Source organism: Acetomicrobium thermoterrenum DSM 13490 (assembly GCF_900107215.1).
Lineage (GTDB): Bacteria > Synergistota > Synergistia > Synergistales > Acetomicrobiaceae > Acetomicrobium > Acetomicrobium thermoterrenum.
In genome coordinates this window covers 64,154-81,684 of sequence record NZ_FNPD01000008.1, presented here as the reverse complement: position 1 = coordinate 81,684, position 17,531 = coordinate 64,154, and the positions used below count along the sequence as shown (strand labels likewise).

The window sequence follows — 17,531 nt, the reverse complement described above, 5'->3', positions numbered from 1 at the left end:
TTTATTTGGGCAAAGTGCCTTGGTCGTCTCCCTGTAATTCCGTTGAGACAGCGGCCTTTTCCTTTTTTCTTATTACGGCGACAAAATACAAGCTCAGGATGGGCAAGGCACCGATGACAGCCAACGCCCAGGTGATGCCAAGGTGGTCGCCTATAATCCCCAAAGGCGGAATCAATAGGCTTCCCAATCCCCATGCAAAACCCATGACTATAGAGCTTGCCATTGCCCTCGACTCGGGCATCCATTCTTGAGAGATGGCGCCCGTTATGGGAGTCGTGGCCTCGATTAAGGCGGCTCCCAAGGTGAATAGCAAAATCGATATGACGCCTTTTAGCAGTGCGGCAGGGATGAGTAAAGCTCCCCCCAGAGACATGCATAAGAAGATTATCATGCTTTTGCTGGTGCGGTCGGCGATGTATCCTCCTATTAAAGGCGATATCGATCTTGCTATCATTATGATGAAGAGTACCTTCCCCACATCCCCGATGGTGCCTCCTTTGATGGCTATGGCTATGGGCATGAAAAATTGAATGCCCTGAATCGATGTATCCCTTATTACGGCGACGCATAGGGGCGCGAAGGTTATTTTTATAGAATGCAATATGAACTTTAAGCCCTTTGTGTTGTCCGATCTGCGACTTGTCTCCTTGCTGGGGATGGAGGGGAAAAACTTAAAGACCAATACTGCATAAAGCAAGACCGGAAGGGAGGTCGCTATGGGCATGAAGGCCTCTCCCAACCTTTGGTAAAGATAGGCACCGTAAAGGGGGCTCAAGGCGCTCGCCAATATTCCTCCCATCGAAAAAATGGAAAAGGAAAAGGACAGATTTCGCGAGGATGATACGTGTCCTACCGATCCCTGACCTTGAGGATGAAAGGTAGCGCTTCCTATGGCCCACAATCCTACGAAGAAAAAGGCCAGCGCGTAGCTGGGAGACGAAGGTATAAGCGAAGCTCCCAATGCAGCAAGTATCGGGCCTACCAGGATCATCAGCGGACGCGATGTTTGGTCTGAAGCGTAGCCCAAGAGAGGCTGCAAAAAGGAGTTTATTATACCCGACAGAAAAGTCAACATGCTGGCCTGTGTTATCGACAGCCCCAGCTTCATCATCAAGATTGGGGTGAACGTAACCAAAAAGGCGGCATGTATATCGTTTATAAAATGACCCATGGTGAGAATGGCAAGTCCTTTATGGGCATTAGCTTTTAAATCACCGGTTTTCAAAAGAGCATCCCCTTTTTATTAAAATTAAATGTGTTATTATTTAAATGTAATATACCAAAATAGGTAGTTTAGTCCAGAGGAGGTGCCGAATATGCCTGTAATTACTGTCAGTGGTCCGGCTTTGAGCCTAGAAAAGAAAAGAGAATTGGTTAAAGACCTTACAGAGGCGGCGAGCAAGATCATGGATATACCTAAGGAAGCCTTTGTGGTGCTGGTCTCCGAAAATCCCCAGGAAAACGTAGGAGTTGGCGGGATGCTTTTGGCCGACAGAAAACAAGATTGTTCCGAGGAAGCCCCTGCGGAAAAGCCAAAGCGTGGGGGCTGTCGAAGGAAGAAAACAGAAGCTTAGGTTATTTGAGATCTATCCATTGCCTGGGGATAAATAATTAAAACAGCAGGATTAAGCAATCAATAACCCCCGCGTAGATCCCTCTGAGGAAGGGGAAAGCTTGCGGGGGTTATTGATTGGCATCCTTGGTCGCCATGTTTATGCAAGTTATTTTATGTTCTTGCCAGAAAAAAGAATATCACCAAAGCAGCGATGATGACATGGATTGTATATTGACGTAGTTTGCCTGTATGAATTTTAGCCACTATAGTCGGGCAGAGGATCAGGATGCCGTAAAGTTTGATTAACAGAAAATCCAGATCATAAATTTCGTGTTTTCCGGGGGTAAGGGTTTTTTTAAAGACGATAAATAAGATGCCGCCGGTGAAGATTGGGATTATGGCCGAGAGTAGAGCTTCGGTCTCGAAGAAATTTCCAAAATTCATTCCCATAAAGTTTGGAAGAAGTTGGGGGCATATTCCCAAGAAGATCGTCATAAAAGCTAAAAGTGCCATTCCCGTATTTTGAAATATTCTCTTTTTGCAGGACAAAATAGGGTTATAATGTGGATCTTTTCGAACAACATCTCCTTTAAAGAAGAATCCGTAATAGCCCAACTTGAAGAAAGACAATACTGTTCCGACATTTGCTGCTTGAAGGATCCAAACTACTGGATAAAATGAAATTTCTTTTAACGATGCTTTGATCATGGCTTTGCTAGCAAAACCGCTCATGCCGGGAAAGCCCGATATTGCTAAAGCTCCTATCAAAAAAAATGCGAAAGTAACGGGAAAAGCTCTCGCAGTGCCATGACCCCAAAGGCTAAGATCTCTCGTACCGTAAGCTTTTTCAATTGAACCTATGCACAAAAACAATAGGCCCTTAAAGAGAGCATGAGCTACTGTGTGATATACTCCAGCAACGATACCAAGAGCCGTCCCAACTCCTATTGCCGAGACGATGTAACCCAATTGACTTATTGTATGATAGGCTAGCAACCGTTTAGCGTCGTGTTGGGTTATTGCTTGGATGATGCCGTATAAAGCCATTGATGGACCGAGAACCATGAGCACGTCTGTCGCAGGAAGAGAGGCCAGTCTGATAAGGCCATATATTCCTAATTTGACGGAAAAACCCGATAGGAGGGCACTAGTAGGTGTGGGAGCTTCGCTATGAACTTTCGGAAGCCAAAAGTGAAGCCCCAAAAGGGCGGTTTTAATGCCCAATCCCGAAAGGAACAGCCAAAGGAGGTTAGGAGGAACAGGGCCCATGACAGCGCTTCCTCTTTCGGTTATCATGATGGCCGCACCGACAAAGATAAGAAGAGATCCGGAAAGTTGAGTCAGCAAATAGTAAAGGGCTGTACGAAAATTTAAGGGCAGGATCATGAAAAATAGCATTATTGAGGACATTTCGAGAAATACCCCAAAGAAAAACCAGTCTCCCGAGAAGAGGGCCATACAGGAAAAGACACAAAACATCCAGGGGGAGAGGACGAAAAACCTACGTTCTTTGCCTCGTTTCTTTTCTACGTAATCCAGAGAGAATATGGAAATTGCAATTGCCATAAAAAGGGCCAACATAGCCATAGACAGGGAAAGTTTATCGAAGACGAAAGAAAACTTTAATATTTCCATTGTCGCCACTGTGTCATCACCAGCCTAAAAAAATCGAAGCTAAACATGAAGCAAGCCTCATTTTGACAATATCGTAGATATGTATTCTGCCGTATCGACTGCATTGAGGCCGATATCCGAAAACAACTTCCAGAGAGACGGAACGAGGGGAACGATTCCCAAAAAAACGCAACACAGGGCACAAGCTCCTGATATAACAAGGTTCCAGTAAGGGTTTGTTTGTCGCGGCGGCGGATCGCCTGATGAGTAAAAAAACGATAAAACTCGCATGTAGTAAAAAGCCGAAATTACTGTTCCAAAGGCTAGGGCCAACGCTGGAATTACATTTCCTGCTTTTGTCGCAGCGAGCATCAGGTACCATTTGCTCATAAATCCGTTAAGAGGAGGAATGCCTACTATTGCAGCAGTTAAGAGGGAAAAGACGATGACGAACCACCGGCGATGATGGTAAAGACCTCGAAGATCGTAGATGTTGCGGGTTTTCATGTCTTCGGCAATATGTCCGGCCGCAATGAAAAGCCCCACTTTCATAAACATGTGGTTGATCGCATGGAAAAAAGCTGCAGAAATGCCAGCAGCCAATCCCGTTCCAACCCCTATAAGCACGTAACCTATCTGTGCAACCGTGGAATAAGCCAATAATCTTTTTATGTCTTCTTGCCTCAATGCCATTAAATGACCGCCCAATACGGATAATGTTCCTACGACGGTGATAACTGTAAAGACAGCTGGTTTTGTATCGAGGAAGAGTAGTAGAGACAGTCTGAGAAGGGTATATATCGATACCTTTACCACGACTCCCGAAAGGAGGGCACTTACGGCCGTTTGGGCGGAAGAGTGGGCATCTGGCAACCAGAAATGCACAGGAAAAGCTCCAATTTTAATAAAAAGGCCTATCAGCAAAGAGGCTGCAATAACTGTCAAAGCTTCATTCGGTATGTGGGGTAGTACCAGAGAAAGCACTGCCATATTTAACGATCCGGTGGCCATGAAAATATAGGCGATGCCCAGCAAAATAAAAAAAGCGCCAATCGTGCCGAGTACTAGATACTTCAATCCTGCTTCAATAGCTTGCCACGATATGGTAAAGGCAACGAGAAGGTATGCCGCCAGCGAAAAAACTTCGTAAAAAACGTATAGATTAAATATGTCTCCCGTTATCAATACGCCATTCATTGAAGCCTGAAGCAGGAAAAAAATAACATAATACCTCCACGGTCCCTCCTTTAAGCGCCCGTAGGAAGCTAAAAATGCCGCTCCTCCTCCTATGGCCGAAAGAAAGAGAAAGGCAGCTGATAGTTTATCTACAATAAGGACAATGCCCAGCTCTGCAGGCCAACCCCCAAGGAAGGAAAGGGCGGATTGTTTCCATCCCGATATGGCTGCAGAGATTGTGACGAAAAAGACGGCTATGCCAAATAATAATATAGCCCTTTTTAGCCAAGTTTTTCTGAAAATATGTATCAAAGGGATTAAAAAAGCCCAAGTGAGGGGGATGAGTACAGTCAATAGTGAAATCATCCTCGAAGACCCCTTATTTTATCCAAGTCTACCGTTTTGTAACGTTGATGTAGCTTTATTACGAAAGCAAGGGCCAAAGCCAAATCGCTTGCCCCTATTACGATTGCTGTCAAGGTAAAAGCATGGGGGAGGGGGTTTACGGCAATGCCTTCTATTGGCAAAATGGGAGGACGCCCCCCCTGCACAAAGCCAGCGGCTACTATCAGCAGTAAAACAGAGGATTCCATAAGGGAAAGACCTATAACCGTTTTAAAGAGATTTCTTTTGGATATTATTGTGTATAAACCAATGCAGAATAAAATTATAGCAGTACCGTGGCTTAACGGAATTATAGTCATTTATTCTTCACCCCCCGGATGCTTGGTGACCTCGAATTCCAAGAGCTTAATCATGCTGTAAAAGATAGTGGACAGCCCCGCGCTTACTTTCATACCTACTGCGATATTTAGCAGTGGTATAGATCCGCCACTTAGAAATCTGCCTACCTCCCCCTTTGGGTAGCCAGCGGCGATATTAGCGAGAAAGCCCGCCCCGGTCCAAAGCCCAACGAATCCAATGAGAACAAACATGAGAGCTCCCGACGATTCTATCAGTTCTTTTGTCTTGGGCTTGATCATGACTGCTTCAAAGCCAGAGCCGTAAACAATACAGAAAAGGATTGTAGCGGTAGCAAAAACTGCTCCACCCTGAAAGCCTCCGCCGGGAGATATGTGTCCCATGAGCACTATCCCTGCAGCATACAATAGCAGAAAAGGAATTATAAAACTTACTCCCCTTTTCACAATGAAGGACAATCCCGTAGAAGAGATTTTGAATTTGCTTTTGGCAAATAACATCGCGATGCCGCAAACCGACGTGTAAATTACCGACGCTTCGCCTAGGGTATCTAAGGCTCTGTAATCGAAGAGTATGGCAGCAACTATGTTTGTTGCGCCCGTTTCTTCGGCGGCACTTTCGATGTAATGTGCCGCAGGGCCTATTATGATTTGGGTCGGTTCAAGGGCGAGGATGCCCTTCCAGAACTGCCATCCTAGTGCAAGGCAAAGCAAGAAAGTCACGATTCTTAAAAAACAGGACTTAGACATCACTGCTACTCCTCGTCATTTTCTCGTCTGCCTTCTTTTTGTGTTTGGCTGTAGGCGACCAAAAAAAGAGACGTGATTAATCCGGAGCTAATGACAGCCTGTGTAAGCGCAACATCGGGGGCTTGAAGCGCAACAAAGGCTATTGCCAATAATACGCTAAAAACAGAAAGACTTATCACGGCACTTAAGATGTCTTTTATCTCGGATGCCACCAAAGCGGTCAAAATCAAAAAAAAGCAGACAAAGGAGTAAAAGAGGGCACTCACCGCTCGGTCTCCTCGCTGTTGTTGTTTAAATTTTCTCCATAGTCGTCTTTATAGGAGACCGTAGGCTTTATTCCGTGCAAATAGCAGGCTCTGGCAATAGCGTGGGAGGAAATGGGATTCGTGATCAGAAAAAAGAGAGCTATGAGCAGAATTTTCGCCTTGACTTGCCATGCAGGATAGTAAAGAGCTGCTCCGACCAATGTCATTAATGCTCCTCCCGTTAGTGCCTTGGTTCCGGCGTGAATTCTGGTGTAAACATCGGGAAATCTTATCATTCCCAGAGCAGATGTCATGGCGAAGAATACTCCAACCGCCATAAAAGCGCATGCAATTGTCGAAGTGATATCAATATTCATCGGTGAAGTTCTCCATGCTCAAAATACTTAGCCATTATAAGAACATCTGCGAAGGCTAAAATGGAAAAGGCTAGGGCAATGTCCAAAAAAATTCCATTTCCGAAATCTATGGCAAGTAAAGCCAGGACTGTTGTTAAAATAATCGTAAGAGCATCGGCAGCTACTATTCTGTCTGGAACCGTCGGCCCGATTATGACGCGCCAGAATCCCATGAGAGAAGCGATCATCAATCCCCAGAGGGCCAGTCTTATCATTCCATCATCCTCCTTAGTCGTTCCTCGAGCTCTTTGACTTCTTTGCGCACTGAGTCTGCATCTAAGGTGCGAAGATTTATGGAATGGACGAATAAATTGTGATGTGCTAAATCAATGTCGACAGTCAAAGTGCCAGGTGTTAAAGTGATCTGGTTTGCCAAGATGACTAAAGTTGTTTTGTTTCTAATTGAGGTTTCAAGTTTGACGATGCCGGGTTTTAACTCAATATGCGGTTTTAGAGCTAAGAGGGCGACCTGAGCGGTAGCCAGGAGAATATTTAAGATATATAAGGGAAAAAAGGTAATTGCTTCCCTAAATCGAAAGTGCAGAGGCGGTTCTTTGTGGCGATACAACTCGTGTACGGTGGGGAAAAAGGATAGGTGTGAAATTCGGGTAACGACAAAGCTCAAGGCCAACCCAACAACCAGAGCAGGAAGTTCTAACTTCCATGTAAAAAGAACCCAGAATAAAAAGAGAACCACGAAGAGCAAAATAGATTTTTTGCGATAGGTCCCCATATTACAGCTCCTTTTCTATCTAGAGTTTAAAGGAGTTGCAGGAGCATACGATTGACAATACAAAAATATCACAGGCTATAAGAAATTCTTGATAAGGTAGATCAGACAATCCCTTTGAATATCCTTTTGCAATTGCCGCCGCTATTTTAAGCCAACTAAAATGCTAATAGTTAGCAAAAAACAATTAATTTACCTTTGTTACTATAGAACATTAAACGAGCAGGTACGATCTTATCATGTCCTAATTTTTGAAGTCAACCCCTTTTGGGCTCTATTTCAAATAAGGCACTGGCTTTGCGTCGACGAACAAAAGGTTCCTGAAAAATGGTCTAAAATGATTTAGCAAATAACATAAGGCGCATTTAAGCTAGTGGCATTCAAAAAAGTGACGCTGGATCGACGGCATTTCCTAAAAGATAAAGCCCAAAGTGCAAGTGTGGGCCCGTGGCCCTTCCGGTCTGTCCAGAAAGAGCAATAACTTCTCCTTTTTGTACAAATTGGCCTTCTTTAACGGAGATCTCGGATAAATGCATATAGCAGGAAATGACTCCGTTCCCATGGTCGACGTACACGCTCTTTCCGCCGAAGTAATGATCTCCTGTAAGGGATACGACGCCGTCTGCGGCGCATTTTACAGGCGTTCCGACGGCTGCCCTGAAGTCGATTCCTCGGTGGGGATTTCCTGGGGTACCGTTGTAAATTCTTTTAAATCCGTAGGGTGATGTAACGATCCCATTAACGGGACGTTGTAACGGCAATTCCCAATGTCGTCGGAGAGTGACAGCGTTAATGATATCTCTTACCAATTTCGATTCCTTTTCTATCCTTTCCAGGACTTCTTTGGGAGGCGTTGCCATAGCTTGCGGTACCTTCAGTTCCTGGGTCTGATAAGATTTTGGCTTCACCTTTACATCATGCCGCAGAGTCCAAAATTTACCTCTTTCGTGATATCTCACTATCAGTTCGTGAACGCCGGGGCCTGTATCCTTTACATCTGTTCCCAAAAGCATACTCGCTTCATATTTGCCTTCCGAAAAGGCGACATTTAATGGACCTTCTTTGTCAAGCCAACGAACAGTTACGTCGGTTAAAGGGTAGGGCGAGACGAGACGCATTAAGAAAGGTTCTCCCAGGCGCGTCGCATAGGTGCATTTAAGTTCTGCGGCTTCCGCCAGCGTAGATAAGACGAAGATCGTTATAAAAGTGCTGTATAATATATTTTTTATCTTTCTATTCAAAATATTATTCAAAATATTGACCCCCCAAAGAAATTGATGTCGCCATATGTGCAAGGGAAATGGTAACATACTTGTAAAAGATATCAAAAAACCGTTATGTAACGCTGATTGAGAAACCAATAAAGATAATTGGAGGTAAAATGATGAATTATCGTAATGAAGACAGAACTGGAAGCCGCTGGCCGGGCGGGCCATCCCTTAACATGGGCTGCGGAGTCGTTCTGCCCATCGTTATTTTGGCCGTTATCTTAGGTTTTGTTCCCTTTGTTCGATTCTATACGGATTTTATCTGGTACGATGCCCTCGATTACGCTGCTGTTTTTTGGAAAAAGTTCTGGCCTCAATGGCTGCTTTTTGGATTCGTTTTCATATTTTCCCTGGGTATCATCAGATTTAGCTTAATGCGGGCAAGGAAGACGGCCTTGGAAGCTGTGGTCTTTTTCGATTCCCCCTTGAACCTGCCTCGGGTAAAGATGTTGATCAACGCCTTTGCCCTAGTCGTTGCACTTGCTTTGGCCTTCGGGGCAAAGGATCAGTGGGCGATGGTCTTGAGGTTTTTGAATCGAATGCCCTTTGACGCAAAAGATGCAATTTTCAATAAAGATATTGGATTTTATATATTCCAATACCCCTTTTATAGGTATGCACAAAGTCTTTTGTTTAAAGTCTTTTTGATTTCGTTGATAGGTACGGCTTTCATCTTCTTTATCGCCAGAGCTCAGGGAAGAGTTGACATGGAGTCCTACAGACAAATCCCCCTTTCGGCGCGAGAGCGGTTGCAATTGGGGATTTTGGCCGGCATTTTAATGCTTTTGTTGTCGTTGGGGTATTGGTTTGACCGTTACGAACTTCTCTTTTCTCCCCTGGGCGTCGTCTACGGAGCGGGATATACAGACTTGCATGCTCGCCTGTTGGCCTTAAACGTCCTTGCCACAGCCGTCGCCGTCATCGGGCTTTTTCTCCCCATAGCTGCTAGACGCAAAAGTTGGAAGTTCATAGCAGTCTTGATTGGAGTATGGATCGTTGGAACAATTGGTTTGCGGGGCATATATCCAGGGGTAATTCAAAGATATGTTGTAGAGCCCAACGAATTTCAGCGGGAAAGCCCTTACATAAGACATAACATCCTGGCCACGCAACGCGCATACGGGTTAGACGATGTAGTAGTGCGCCATATCACTCCCAAAGACGGAGTGACGATGGAAGACCTTAATAAAAACATCGAAACCATAGAGAACATAAGGTTGTGGGATTACGGCCCCTTGCTTAGAAGCTACAAGCAACTTCAGGAAATTAGGACCTATTACGATTTCCCCGACATCGATATAGATCGCTACTATTTACAAAGCGAAGTGCCCAGGCAGGTGATGCTCGCCGCAAGGGAATTAGACGTTCGGCAGCTTCAAAACCCTACATGGGTGAATATGCATCTCGAGTTTACCCATGGTTATGGTATAGTAATGAATCCTGTCAATGAGGTAACCCCAACGGGTTTGCCCGTATTTTACGTTCAAGATTTGCCTCCCAGGATGACCATTCCCCTTTCCATTGAATATCCTCAAATATATTACGGAGAAATGACCGATTATTATGTTCTGGTAAAAACGACGGTTCAAGAGTTCGACTACCCCGCTGGAGACGAGAACGTCCGCTCCACCTATGAAGGCAGCGGAGGAGTTCCCGTTAATTCTTTATTACGCAGGTTGGCATTTTCCGTTCGCTTTGGCGATACTCAAATTCTTTTTACCGACGTAATCACGTCGGAGAGTAGGATCATGTATTACAGGAATATACTCGAAAGAGCTAAGCGTATTGCGCCCTTTTTGCTTTTCGATCAAGATCCCTACCTTACAGTGATGGGCGGAAGGCTTGTATGGGTGATGGACGCTTACACCATAACCGACAGATATCCCTATTCGCAGCCAACACTTCTATCGACCAAAGCCGGAAAGATACGTTTTAACTACATCAGAAACAGCGTAAAAGTTCTGGTTGATGCCTATGACGGTAACGTTGAGTTTTACATTTCCGATCCTGAGGATCCTTTGATCCTCAGTTGGAATAAGATATTTCCCGATCTGTTTAAGCCCCTGGAAGAGATGCCCCCTGAGTTGATCCTCCATCGACGTTATCCCATGGACCTTTTCCAAGTGCAGGCTCAAATATTTGCCGTGTATCACATGACGGACCCAAACACCTTTTACAACAGAGAAGACGTCTGGTCCTTCCCCACACACGGAGGATCGCAAGCATCGCCCTATTATATCGTCACGAAGCTGAGAGAAGAGGAGAGGGCTGAATATGTCTTGGTCACGCCCTATCTCCCCACAGGAAAGAACAATATGATTGCCTGGTTAGCGGGGCGTTGCGATGGAGATGCTTACGGTCAGCTAGTGGCCTATGTATTCCCGAAGCAGAAATTGATTTACGGCCCCCAGCAGATAGAGGCATTGATAAATCAACATCCCGAGATATCGGCACAGCTTTCCTTGTGGGGACAGAGAGGCTCGGACGTAATATTTGGAAGGTTGCTGGTGATCCCTTTGGAGGATTCGATTTTGTACGTGCAACCTCTCTACTTAAGGGCAGAAAACAGCGATCTTCCCGAACTCAAGAGGATAATCCTTGCGGCCGGTGGCCGCGTAGTTTGGGGAGAGCGCTTCGATGACGTAATTAGCGATTTATTTGGAGTTGAGGACGAAAGGGAAACTAAAGCGGCAGAATCTCCTTTGTACAAATCGGAGGGCTTGCCTGAAGGCGGTACCCTCGGGGAATTGGTAAGGAGGGCTAGGGAAACATACAATGAAGCAGAAGAAGCATTGCAAAGGGGCGATTGGGCAGGGTACGGAGAAGCTTTAAAGCGCCTGGAAGGTTACTTGCAGCGCCTGGACGATTTGACGAGACCCTTGCAGGAAGACGAGATCGGAGATGAATATAATTTAATTGATTGAGTTTTGTTGGAAAATTATTGTAGCGTGTTGTCCCAGAAATATGATATCATTATCCAAAGGATTGATAGGGGTAGCTATGGATATACAAGTTGAGGAGGGGAGATATAAATGGAAAAAGCAAAGGTATCTGTCGTTAAGGCAAACGGAATAAAGGGAAACGGGGAATTTATGGGCGGTAAATTTGTGAGATACGATGAAGACGTAGCAGCGATAAAGGCGGCGGTCAAGAAAGCCGTGGAGTTGTCCCTGGGAAGCATCGATGCCATAGTTAAACCAGGGGATAGGGTATTGGTTAAGCCCAATTTGGCATTTCAAGCACCTCCTGAAAGTTTTGCCGTAGTAGATCCCAGAACGGTGGAAGCAGTAGTGGCTTTCCTGAAAGAGGAGTCCAAAGCTGCGGAAGTGTGGGTAGGTGATAATCCCTCTTTAGGGCTTCACGTTGGCAAGGCAAAACCAGCCTTCAAGGAATCGGGGATGGAAGAGGCAGCGATTCGCGGTGGGGCGGATAAGGTTATCTACTTCGATGAAGAATCCACTGTTGTCGTGGAAATCCCGGAAGGAAAGGTATTTAAAAAAGCCGAAGTGTTTAGACCTGTCCTGGATGCAGATGTCGTCATTAATTTGCCCAAGATGAAGGTCCATATTGGAGGGACCGTTACTTTAGGCATAAAAAATTGGAACGGCATCGTTCCAAACAGGCACCCAAGCGGACAGCAACAGGGTGCCCACAGGATAGACTTAGGACAAAAGCTTGCTGATATGCTGCGAATTAGAAAGGCGGATCTTACTATAATCGATGGGATCATCGGCATGGAGGGACAGGGACCACATGCGGGAACGCCGATCGAGATGAATTTGATAATAGCGGGTAGGGACACGGTGGCCGTAGACACAGTCACTTCGTATATCATGGGTTTTGAGCCAGGGGAAATTCCGGCCGTTAGGATAGCAGCTACAGAGGGGCTCGGAGTGGGTGATTTGGCCTCCATTGAGGTAGTAGGTGAAAAATTGGAGGATGTTAGGAAATTTTTTAAACGGGCTAATGACAACCCTGTTGGGGTATACAAAGGTTTAACGGTAATAATTCAGCAAACCTGTCCAGGTTGTTACGTGTATCTACGTGGAGCTCTCGATTCCTTCAAGAACACAGGAATTGACGTGGAAAAGATGGTTGCAGAAAAAGGCGAATGCGTCTTCATTGCAGGTGGAGTACCTGACTTCGATCCACTTTATGCAGAAGGCAAAAATCTTTTTGTCTTAGGTGACTGCTGGAAATACTTCCCTTCCAAGGAAAAGGTCGAAGAAGCGATGAAGCTTGCAAAGAAAGTCTTTACATACCCAGGTTGTGCTCCCGTTTATGTTTTCTCAAAAGTAAACACCGATCTTCAGGCCTTTGCCCAAGGAAAGGCGTAAAAACTCAATGGCTCAAGCCAGCCGGCTTGAGCCATTGAGTTTTTAGTATCACATCTACAATTCCTATTTTTGAAGAGAGAATAGAGAAGATAAAATAGGAAACTAAAGCAATTATCTTGGGAGGTGATGTCTCAGGATAGAGCTTTTTGGTTGTTCCCTTGCGGTTTTGTACAATATTTTGAGAGGGGGTTACAAAGGTGAATTTTGCTACGCTTCTTGCTTCTTTCGGTGGTGGAGTATTTGGTGCGGCTTTAGGCGGGCTGCCTGCTTTCGTGTTCACCGGTTTTGCTGTTTTGGTTGGAGCAGCAGCTGTGCTTGGGGGGTCTTCCTTTGACTTTATTTCTAATGTAGCTTTTGGCCCTGTCTTCGGCCCTCACGTCGCCTTTTGCGGGGGTGTTGCCGCTGTTGCCTATGCCGCTAAGAAGGGCATACACGGAGCAGGCAAGGACATAGTCTCCGGAGGGGCTGGGTTTAAGGATCCCATGGCATTGTTGGTGGGCGGTCTCTTTGGTATTTTAGGTTATCTTTTGGTTTCTGTCTTCAATACAATTTTTCCAGCAGGCTTCACCGATAATGTAGCTTTAACGGTGTTTTTGTCGAACGCCATAGTACGTTTGACCTTTGGAAAAACAGGACTATTTGGCACGTTGAGCGAAGAAGCTAAGGCCCGAGGTCGATTTACACCGGGAGGAAACGACGTGTGGGTGCCCCACCAGCAGGATTTCGGTCAACTTTTTATGATTTCTCTGGGAGTTAGCTTAGTCACAGCATGGTATGCTCTTGCTGTTATAGGAATAAATGAAGCATACTTCCCTGCGGCAGCCTTTGTAGGATTCGGCATCTCGGCTGCAACTTTGGTGTTCCTCTGTTTTGGGATAAACGTTCCAGTTACGCATCATATGACGATTATCGCTTCATTGGCGGCGATTTTCAGCGGTTCTTTGTTCATTGGTGCATTGATGGGCGTAATATCAGCTTTTGTAGGTGAATTTGCCTCTCGTACCTTTGTCATACACGGCGATACCCACATTGACCCTCCTGCGACGGCTATTTTCATAATGACCTTCGTTTTGTGGGTGATCTTTTAGGGGTGTAATTTAAAGCGATTTAATTTGGCAAACAAAAACAAGACAGCATCCATTTTATCGTTGGATGCTGTCTTGTTTTTTATGTATATATGCCTTATTGCGATCGCCCCAATTTGAGCAAAAAGTACGACAATATATCTTTACAAAGAATCATTTTAAATTGAGAAAATAAAATCCGATTGGACATTTTTATCGTTTCATAGTATATTTAGTATTACATGCAATATTATTGTATGTAATAATTTGAAGAATGTTTGGGCATTCCAGATGCGGGATTTGTTCATATATTTTGTCATGCAATAGCGATACTTTATTAGGTCAGACAGCTTTGTTCTTGAGATAACTATAGGATTATAAATATCGAAGGAGGTAGTTGTGGTGGAGATATTTGGCTACATGCAAAAGTACGATTACGAGCAGGTTGTTTTGTGTCATGATGCGGCCTCAGGTTTAAAGGCCATCATTGCAATTCATGATACGACCTTAGGGCCTGCCCTTGGGGGTTGTCGCATGTGGACCTACGCATCCGAAGATGAAGCCATCGAGGATGCTTTAAGGCTCGCCAGGGGTATGACATATAAAAATGCTGCAGCCGGCCTAAATCTAGGAGGGGCCAAGACTGTCGTAATAGGAGACCCTAAAAAGGACAAATCGGAAGCGTTATTCAGGGCATTGGGCAGGTACATCGAATCTCTGGGCGGCAGATATATAACGGCGGAAGACGTGGGTACGAATGTACAAGACATGGAATATATAAGGATGGAGACCAAATATGTTGCCGGGTTGGGAGAGGGAAGCGGTGATCCGTCTCCATTTACGGCCCTGGGGGTATTTCAGGGAATAAAGGCAGCTTGCAGGGAAGTTTTCGGAAGAGACGATGTAGCTGGCAGAAAGGTCGCGATCCAAGGTGTAGGGAATGTGGGATTTAATCTGGCAAAATTCCTGAAGAAAGCTGGAGCGGAACTTATCGTGACCGATATCTTCGAAGAAAACGTAAAAAGAGCGGTGAACGAACTGGGTGCAAAGGCAGTAAAACCCGATGAGATAATTGGTGCAGATTGTGACGTATTCGCACCTTGTGCGCTTGGCGCAATCATCAACGATGACACCATAAATAAACTAAAATGTAAAATAGTAGCAGGTTCTGCCAATAATCAGCTCAAGGAAGAAAGGCACGGAGATATTTTGCAACAAAAGGACATCCTTTATGTGCCGGACTATATTATCAACGCCGGAGGCGTAATTAACGTTGCTGCGGAGCTGGAGCCGGGCGGATACATAAAGGAAAAAGCCACAAGAAAAGTTGAAGCCCTGTACGATGCTGTTTTGGAGGTAATAGAGATTGCAAAGAAGGAAAACATACCAACGTACAAAGCAGCGGACAGGCTGGCTGAAAATAGGATAAATTTATTGGCAAAGGTAAAAAGCACATATATAAAATAGTATTAAAGCACAGTTAACTAAAAAGAGAGCAGGTCGGCTTGCCTGCTCTCTTTTTAGATGGCTATCGATAGAGCCTGAATCAGGCGTTTATCTTTAGGTATTTGAAGCGCTCTACTTGTTCTTTTATAGCTCTTTCTACGGGTATGCGTTCCATGCTCGATGCGCCAAAGAATCCCACGATGCCTTTGGTGTGGGCGAATATGTACTCGACGTCCTCGGGTTCAGCGATGGGTCCTCCGTGGCATATTACCATTACATCCGGGTTGACCGATTTCGCTGCGTCATGTATGTCTTGAACGCGTTTTGTTGCTTCTTCGAGCGTCAAAGCTGTCTTGGCTCCTATGCTTCCCTTTGTGGTCAACCCCATATGGGCAACTATGACGTCAGCGCCTGCCTTTGTCATGGCGATGGCTTGTTCGGCATCGAAGACGTAGGGGCAGGTAAGCATATCCAATTCGTGGGCCATAGCAATTGCTTTAACCTCAAGGTCGTAGCCCATTCCCGTTTCCTCCAAATTCTGCCTGAAGACTCCGTCGATCAGTCCTACAGTCGGAAAGTTTTGAACGCCGTCAAAACCCATCTCCTTGAGCTCTTTTAGGAATACTTTCATGAGCCTGAAGGGATCGGTTCCGCATACTCCCGCTAAAACGGGGGTGTTTTTTACGACGGGAAGAACTTCAGAAGCCATTTCCACGACTATGCCGTTTGCGTCACCATAGGGGAGAAGCCCTGCCAAGGATCCTCTTCCTCCCATACGATATCTGCCCGAGTTGTATATTATGATTAAGTCAGCTCCGCCGGCCTCCGAAAACTTGGCGGAAATCCCGGTTCCCGCACCACAGCCCACTATTGGTTTTCCTGCAGCTACGTTCGAACGCAACCTTTTCAAGGCTTCCTCTCTTGTTATGAATGGCATTTCTATTCACCTCCAGATTTATTTACCTGATAAAAACTCAAACATTTTGTCCGTCACGGCCTTGGCAAATATTGGGTCATTTATGTTGGCGTCGATTTCTATGAGGGGAATGTCTTTTCTCAAATTTTCCTTCAATGACTTAAGGAGCGCTTCGTTTGCCTCGGGCCACCAAAATTCTCCTCCCGGCGAGTCAAGTTGCGATAGGCCCTTTAGAGGAAAGAAGACAGCGGTCGGTCCCTTTGAATGGTTCAGCCTTTGAGCCATTATCTCTCCGAGTTTGGCGTTTTCCTCAGGAGTGGTACGCATCAAGGTCACATTCGGATTCCATGGGTAAAGTTTTCTCTTTTTGTACTTTTCGGGAACTGTGTCGATGGCCCAAAAATTAACCATATCAAGACATCCAGGTGCTACGACTTGAGGGATGCCCTTCAAGCCTGCTGTTGTAAGCCTCTTCGGGCCCGCCGACATCACTCCTCCGCAGAGCTCATCGGCCAACTCCGTGGTAGTCAAGTCCAGAGCTGCCACGAAATAGTCGTTTTCGATCAAGTCTTCCATTGTCATTCCACCGGTGCCGGTCGAGTGAAACACCATGACTTCGTAATCTTCTTTTTCCATTATCTCCTTGCATTGATTGATCAGCTGGGTCGTATTGCCGAACATGGAGGCTGCTATCAGTGGTTTGGTTGCGACTTTGGGGACTTCAGTTTCGAGCATTCCCGTGAGGGCTCCTGCTGCTCTGGAATAGAGGCCTGCGCTTATCGCGTTCACTCCCGCTACGTCTACAATTGAAGGAACCATTACTATGTCCTTGGTCCCGACGTAAGGCTTAGTATCGCCCGATGCCACAGTAGATATTAACACCTTTGGAATTCCGAGGGGTAGAGCTCTCATTGCAGCAGATATTATGGCCGTTCCTGCGGATCCGCCCATGCCAAATAGGGCGTCAAGTTGCCCCTCTTTAAAAAGCTTTTTCACGATTTCAGCAGCACCCTTTGTCATAACCGCCATGGCGAGGCCTTTGTCGCCCTTTCCTCTTAAAGAAGCTAAACTTTCTCCGCCTGCCTTTGCTACACTATCGGCATCTATGTCAGGTTTGAAAGAAGGATCGCCTATCACCCCTATATCTACGACGATAACTTTAAAATCCTCCGCTTCGATTCTTTTCTTGACAAAGGCGTAATCCTCACCCTTTGTATCCAGTGCGCCTATCATGACCACATTTTTTGCCATTTGTTTCACCGCCCTCCTGTTATAGTTTTTCTTAAGGTAGTAGTGTTATTATATGTTATAAA

General features: G+C 45.5%; 17 protein-coding genes. 5 read left to right on the top strand and 12 right to left on the bottom strand.

The genetic code is table 11. The annotated features are described in order from the left end of the window. Position 1: 1 nt before the first annotated feature. Positions 2-1,225, bottom strand: coding sequence for an MFS transporter (locus BLU12_RS07395; RefSeq protein ID WP_091461739.1), 1,224 nt, complete (start codon positions 1,223-1,225; stop codon positions 2-4). 91 nt (positions 1,226-1,316) lie between these two features. Between BLU12_RS07395 and dmpI the strand changes: the two genes are divergently transcribed. Further along, positions 1,317-1,574: a 4-oxalocrotonate tautomerase DmpI gene (gene dmpI, locus BLU12_RS07390; protein WP_057940736.1), complete on the top strand. Its 258-nt coding sequence runs from the start codon at positions 1,317-1,319 to the stop codon at positions 1,572-1,574. Positions 1,575-1,726: 152 nt separating this feature from the next. On the opposite strand, the gene BLU12_RS07385 is transcribed toward dmpI, so the two are convergent. The 9 genes from BLU12_RS07385 to BLU12_RS07345 all read right to left on the bottom strand — a co-directional run bounded on the left by BLU12_RS07385 (position 1,727) and on the right by BLU12_RS07345 (position 8,440). Next, complete coding sequence (locus tag BLU12_RS07385) at positions 1,727-3,190, bottom strand: complex I subunit 5 family protein (RefSeq protein WP_143270388.1); 1,464 nt, start codon at positions 3,188-3,190, stop codon at positions 1,727-1,729. A gap of 57 nt (positions 3,191-3,247) precedes the next feature. Then, positions 3,248-4,699: a complex I subunit 5 family protein gene (locus BLU12_RS07380; RefSeq protein ID WP_234945544.1), complete on the bottom strand. Its 1,452-nt coding sequence runs from the start codon at positions 4,697-4,699 to the stop codon at positions 3,248-3,250. 8 nt (positions 4,700-4,707) lie between these two features. Further along, a complete protein-coding gene (locus BLU12_RS07375; RefSeq protein WP_091461735.1) occupies positions 4,708-5,049 on the bottom strand; it encodes a sodium:proton antiporter in 342 nt (113 codons plus the stop codon). Next, positions 5,050-5,796: a hydrogen gas-evolving membrane-bound hydrogenase subunit E gene (gene mbhE / locus BLU12_RS07370; RefSeq protein WP_091461733.1), complete on the bottom strand. Its 747-nt coding sequence runs from the start codon at positions 5,794-5,796 to the stop codon at positions 5,050-5,052. A 5-nt stretch (positions 5,797-5,801) separates the two neighbouring features. Next, a complete protein-coding gene (locus BLU12_RS07365) occupies positions 5,802-6,062 on the bottom strand; it encodes a Na(+)/H(+) antiporter subunit B (protein ID WP_009201876.1) in 261 nt (86 codons plus the stop codon). Then, positions 6,059-6,418, bottom strand: a complete 360-nt coding sequence (mnhG, locus tag BLU12_RS07360; protein WP_091461732.1) for a monovalent cation/H(+) antiporter subunit G — start codon at positions 6,416-6,418, stop codon at positions 6,059-6,061. The genes BLU12_RS07365 and mnhG overlap by 4 nt, the downstream gene beginning before the upstream one ends. Further along, the gene (locus tag BLU12_RS07355) at positions 6,415-6,672 is read right to left on the bottom strand and encodes a monovalent cation/H+ antiporter complex subunit F (RefSeq protein WP_009201874.1); all 258 of its coding nucleotides are present in this window, start codon (positions 6,670-6,672) and stop codon (positions 6,415-6,417) included. Before BLU12_RS07355 ends, mnhG begins: the two co-directional genes overlap by 4 nt. Continuing rightward, positions 6,669-7,190, bottom strand: a complete 522-nt coding sequence (locus BLU12_RS07350; RefSeq protein WP_091461730.1) for a Na+/H+ antiporter subunit E — start codon at positions 7,188-7,190, stop codon at positions 6,669-6,671. Before BLU12_RS07350 ends, BLU12_RS07355 begins: the two co-directional genes overlap by 4 nt. Before the next feature lie 377 nt (positions 7,191-7,567). Continuing rightward, positions 7,568-8,440 carry a M23 family metallopeptidase gene (locus BLU12_RS07345; protein ID WP_234945543.1) on the bottom strand — a complete coding sequence of 291 codons (873 nt, stop codon included), beginning with the start codon at positions 8,438-8,440 and terminating at the stop codon, positions 7,568-7,570. Between the two features lie 131 nt (positions 8,441-8,571). Between BLU12_RS07345 and BLU12_RS07340 the strand changes: the two genes are divergently transcribed. The 4 genes from BLU12_RS07340 (at position 8,572) to BLU12_RS07325 (ending at position 15,323) form a co-directional block, all read left to right on the top strand. Continuing rightward, entirely contained in the window at positions 8,572-11,379 is a 2,808-nt protein-coding gene (locus tag BLU12_RS07340; RefSeq protein ID WP_234945542.1) for a UPF0182 family membrane protein, read from the top strand. A 108-nt stretch (positions 11,380-11,487) separates the two neighbouring features. Continuing rightward, on the top strand, positions 11,488-12,792 hold the full coding sequence (locus BLU12_RS07335; protein ID WP_091461725.1) for a DUF362 domain-containing protein: 1,305 nt from the start codon (positions 11,488-11,490) through the stop codon (positions 12,790-12,792). Positions 12,793-12,989: 197 nt separating this feature from the next. Further along, positions 12,990-13,880 (top strand): hypothetical protein, encoded by an 891-nt coding sequence (locus tag BLU12_RS07330; protein ID WP_091461723.1) that lies wholly within the window; start codon positions 12,990-12,992, stop codon positions 13,878-13,880. A 378-nt stretch (positions 13,881-14,258) separates the two neighbouring features. Beyond that, positions 14,259-15,323, top strand: a complete 1,065-nt coding sequence (locus tag BLU12_RS07325) for a Glu/Leu/Phe/Val family dehydrogenase (RefSeq protein ID WP_091461721.1) — start codon at positions 14,259-14,261, stop codon at positions 15,321-15,323. A 79-nt stretch (positions 15,324-15,402) separates the two neighbouring features. On the opposite strand, the gene BLU12_RS07320 is transcribed toward BLU12_RS07325, so the two are convergent. Next, on the bottom strand, positions 15,403-16,239 hold the full coding sequence (locus BLU12_RS07320; RefSeq protein WP_091461720.1) for a phosphoenolpyruvate hydrolase family protein: 837 nt from the start codon (positions 16,237-16,239) through the stop codon (positions 15,403-15,405). Positions 16,240-16,257: 18 nt separating this feature from the next. Then, positions 16,258-17,469, bottom strand: coding sequence for a Tm-1-like ATP-binding domain-containing protein (locus BLU12_RS07315; protein ID WP_091461718.1), 1,212 nt, complete (start codon positions 17,467-17,469; stop codon positions 16,258-16,260). Positions 17,470-17,531 lie beyond the last annotated feature (62 nt).

What these genes read in the sequence shown, in the direction of transcription:
- BLU12_RS07350 (WP_091461730.1), bottom strand. Translation starts at nt 7,190, where the DNA reads ATGGGGACCTATCGCAAAAAATCTATTTTGCTCTTCGTGGTTCTCTTT.
- BLU12_RS07335 (WP_091461725.1), top strand. Translation starts at nt 11,488, where the DNA reads ATGGAAAAAGCAAAGGTATCTGTCGTTAAGGCAAACGGAATAAAGGGA.
- mbhE (WP_091461733.1), bottom strand. Translation starts at nt 5,796, where the DNA reads ATGTCTAAGTCCTGTTTTTTAAGAATCGTGACTTTCTTGCTTTGCCTT.
- BLU12_RS07340 (WP_234945542.1), top strand. Translation starts at nt 8,572, where the DNA reads ATGAATTATCGTAATGAAGACAGAACTGGAAGCCGCTGGCCGGGCGGG.
- mnhG (WP_091461732.1), bottom strand. Translation starts at nt 6,418, where the DNA reads ATGAATATTGATATCACTTCGACAATTGCATGCGCTTTTATGGCGGTT.
- BLU12_RS07385 (WP_143270388.1), bottom strand. Translation starts at nt 3,190, where the DNA reads ATGGAAATATTAAAGTTTTCTTTCGTCTTCGATAAACTTTCCCTGTCT.
- BLU12_RS07320 (WP_091461720.1), bottom strand. Translation starts at nt 16,239, where the DNA reads ATGCCATTCATAACAAGAGAGGAAGCCTTGAAAAGGTTGCGTTCGAAC.
- BLU12_RS07315 (WP_091461718.1), bottom strand. Translation starts at nt 17,469, where the DNA reads ATGGCAAAAAATGTGGTCATGATAGGCGCACTGGATACAAAGGGTGAG.
- BLU12_RS07355 (WP_009201874.1), bottom strand. Translation starts at nt 6,672, where the DNA reads ATGATAAGACTGGCCCTCTGGGGATTGATGATCGCTTCTCTCATGGGA.
- dmpI (WP_057940736.1), top strand. Translation starts at nt 1,317, where the DNA reads ATGCCTGTAATTACTGTCAGTGGTCCGGCTTTGAGCCTAGAAAAGAAA.
- BLU12_RS07375 (WP_091461735.1), bottom strand. Translation starts at nt 5,049, where the DNA reads ATGACTATAATTCCGTTAAGCCACGGTACTGCTATAATTTTATTCTGC.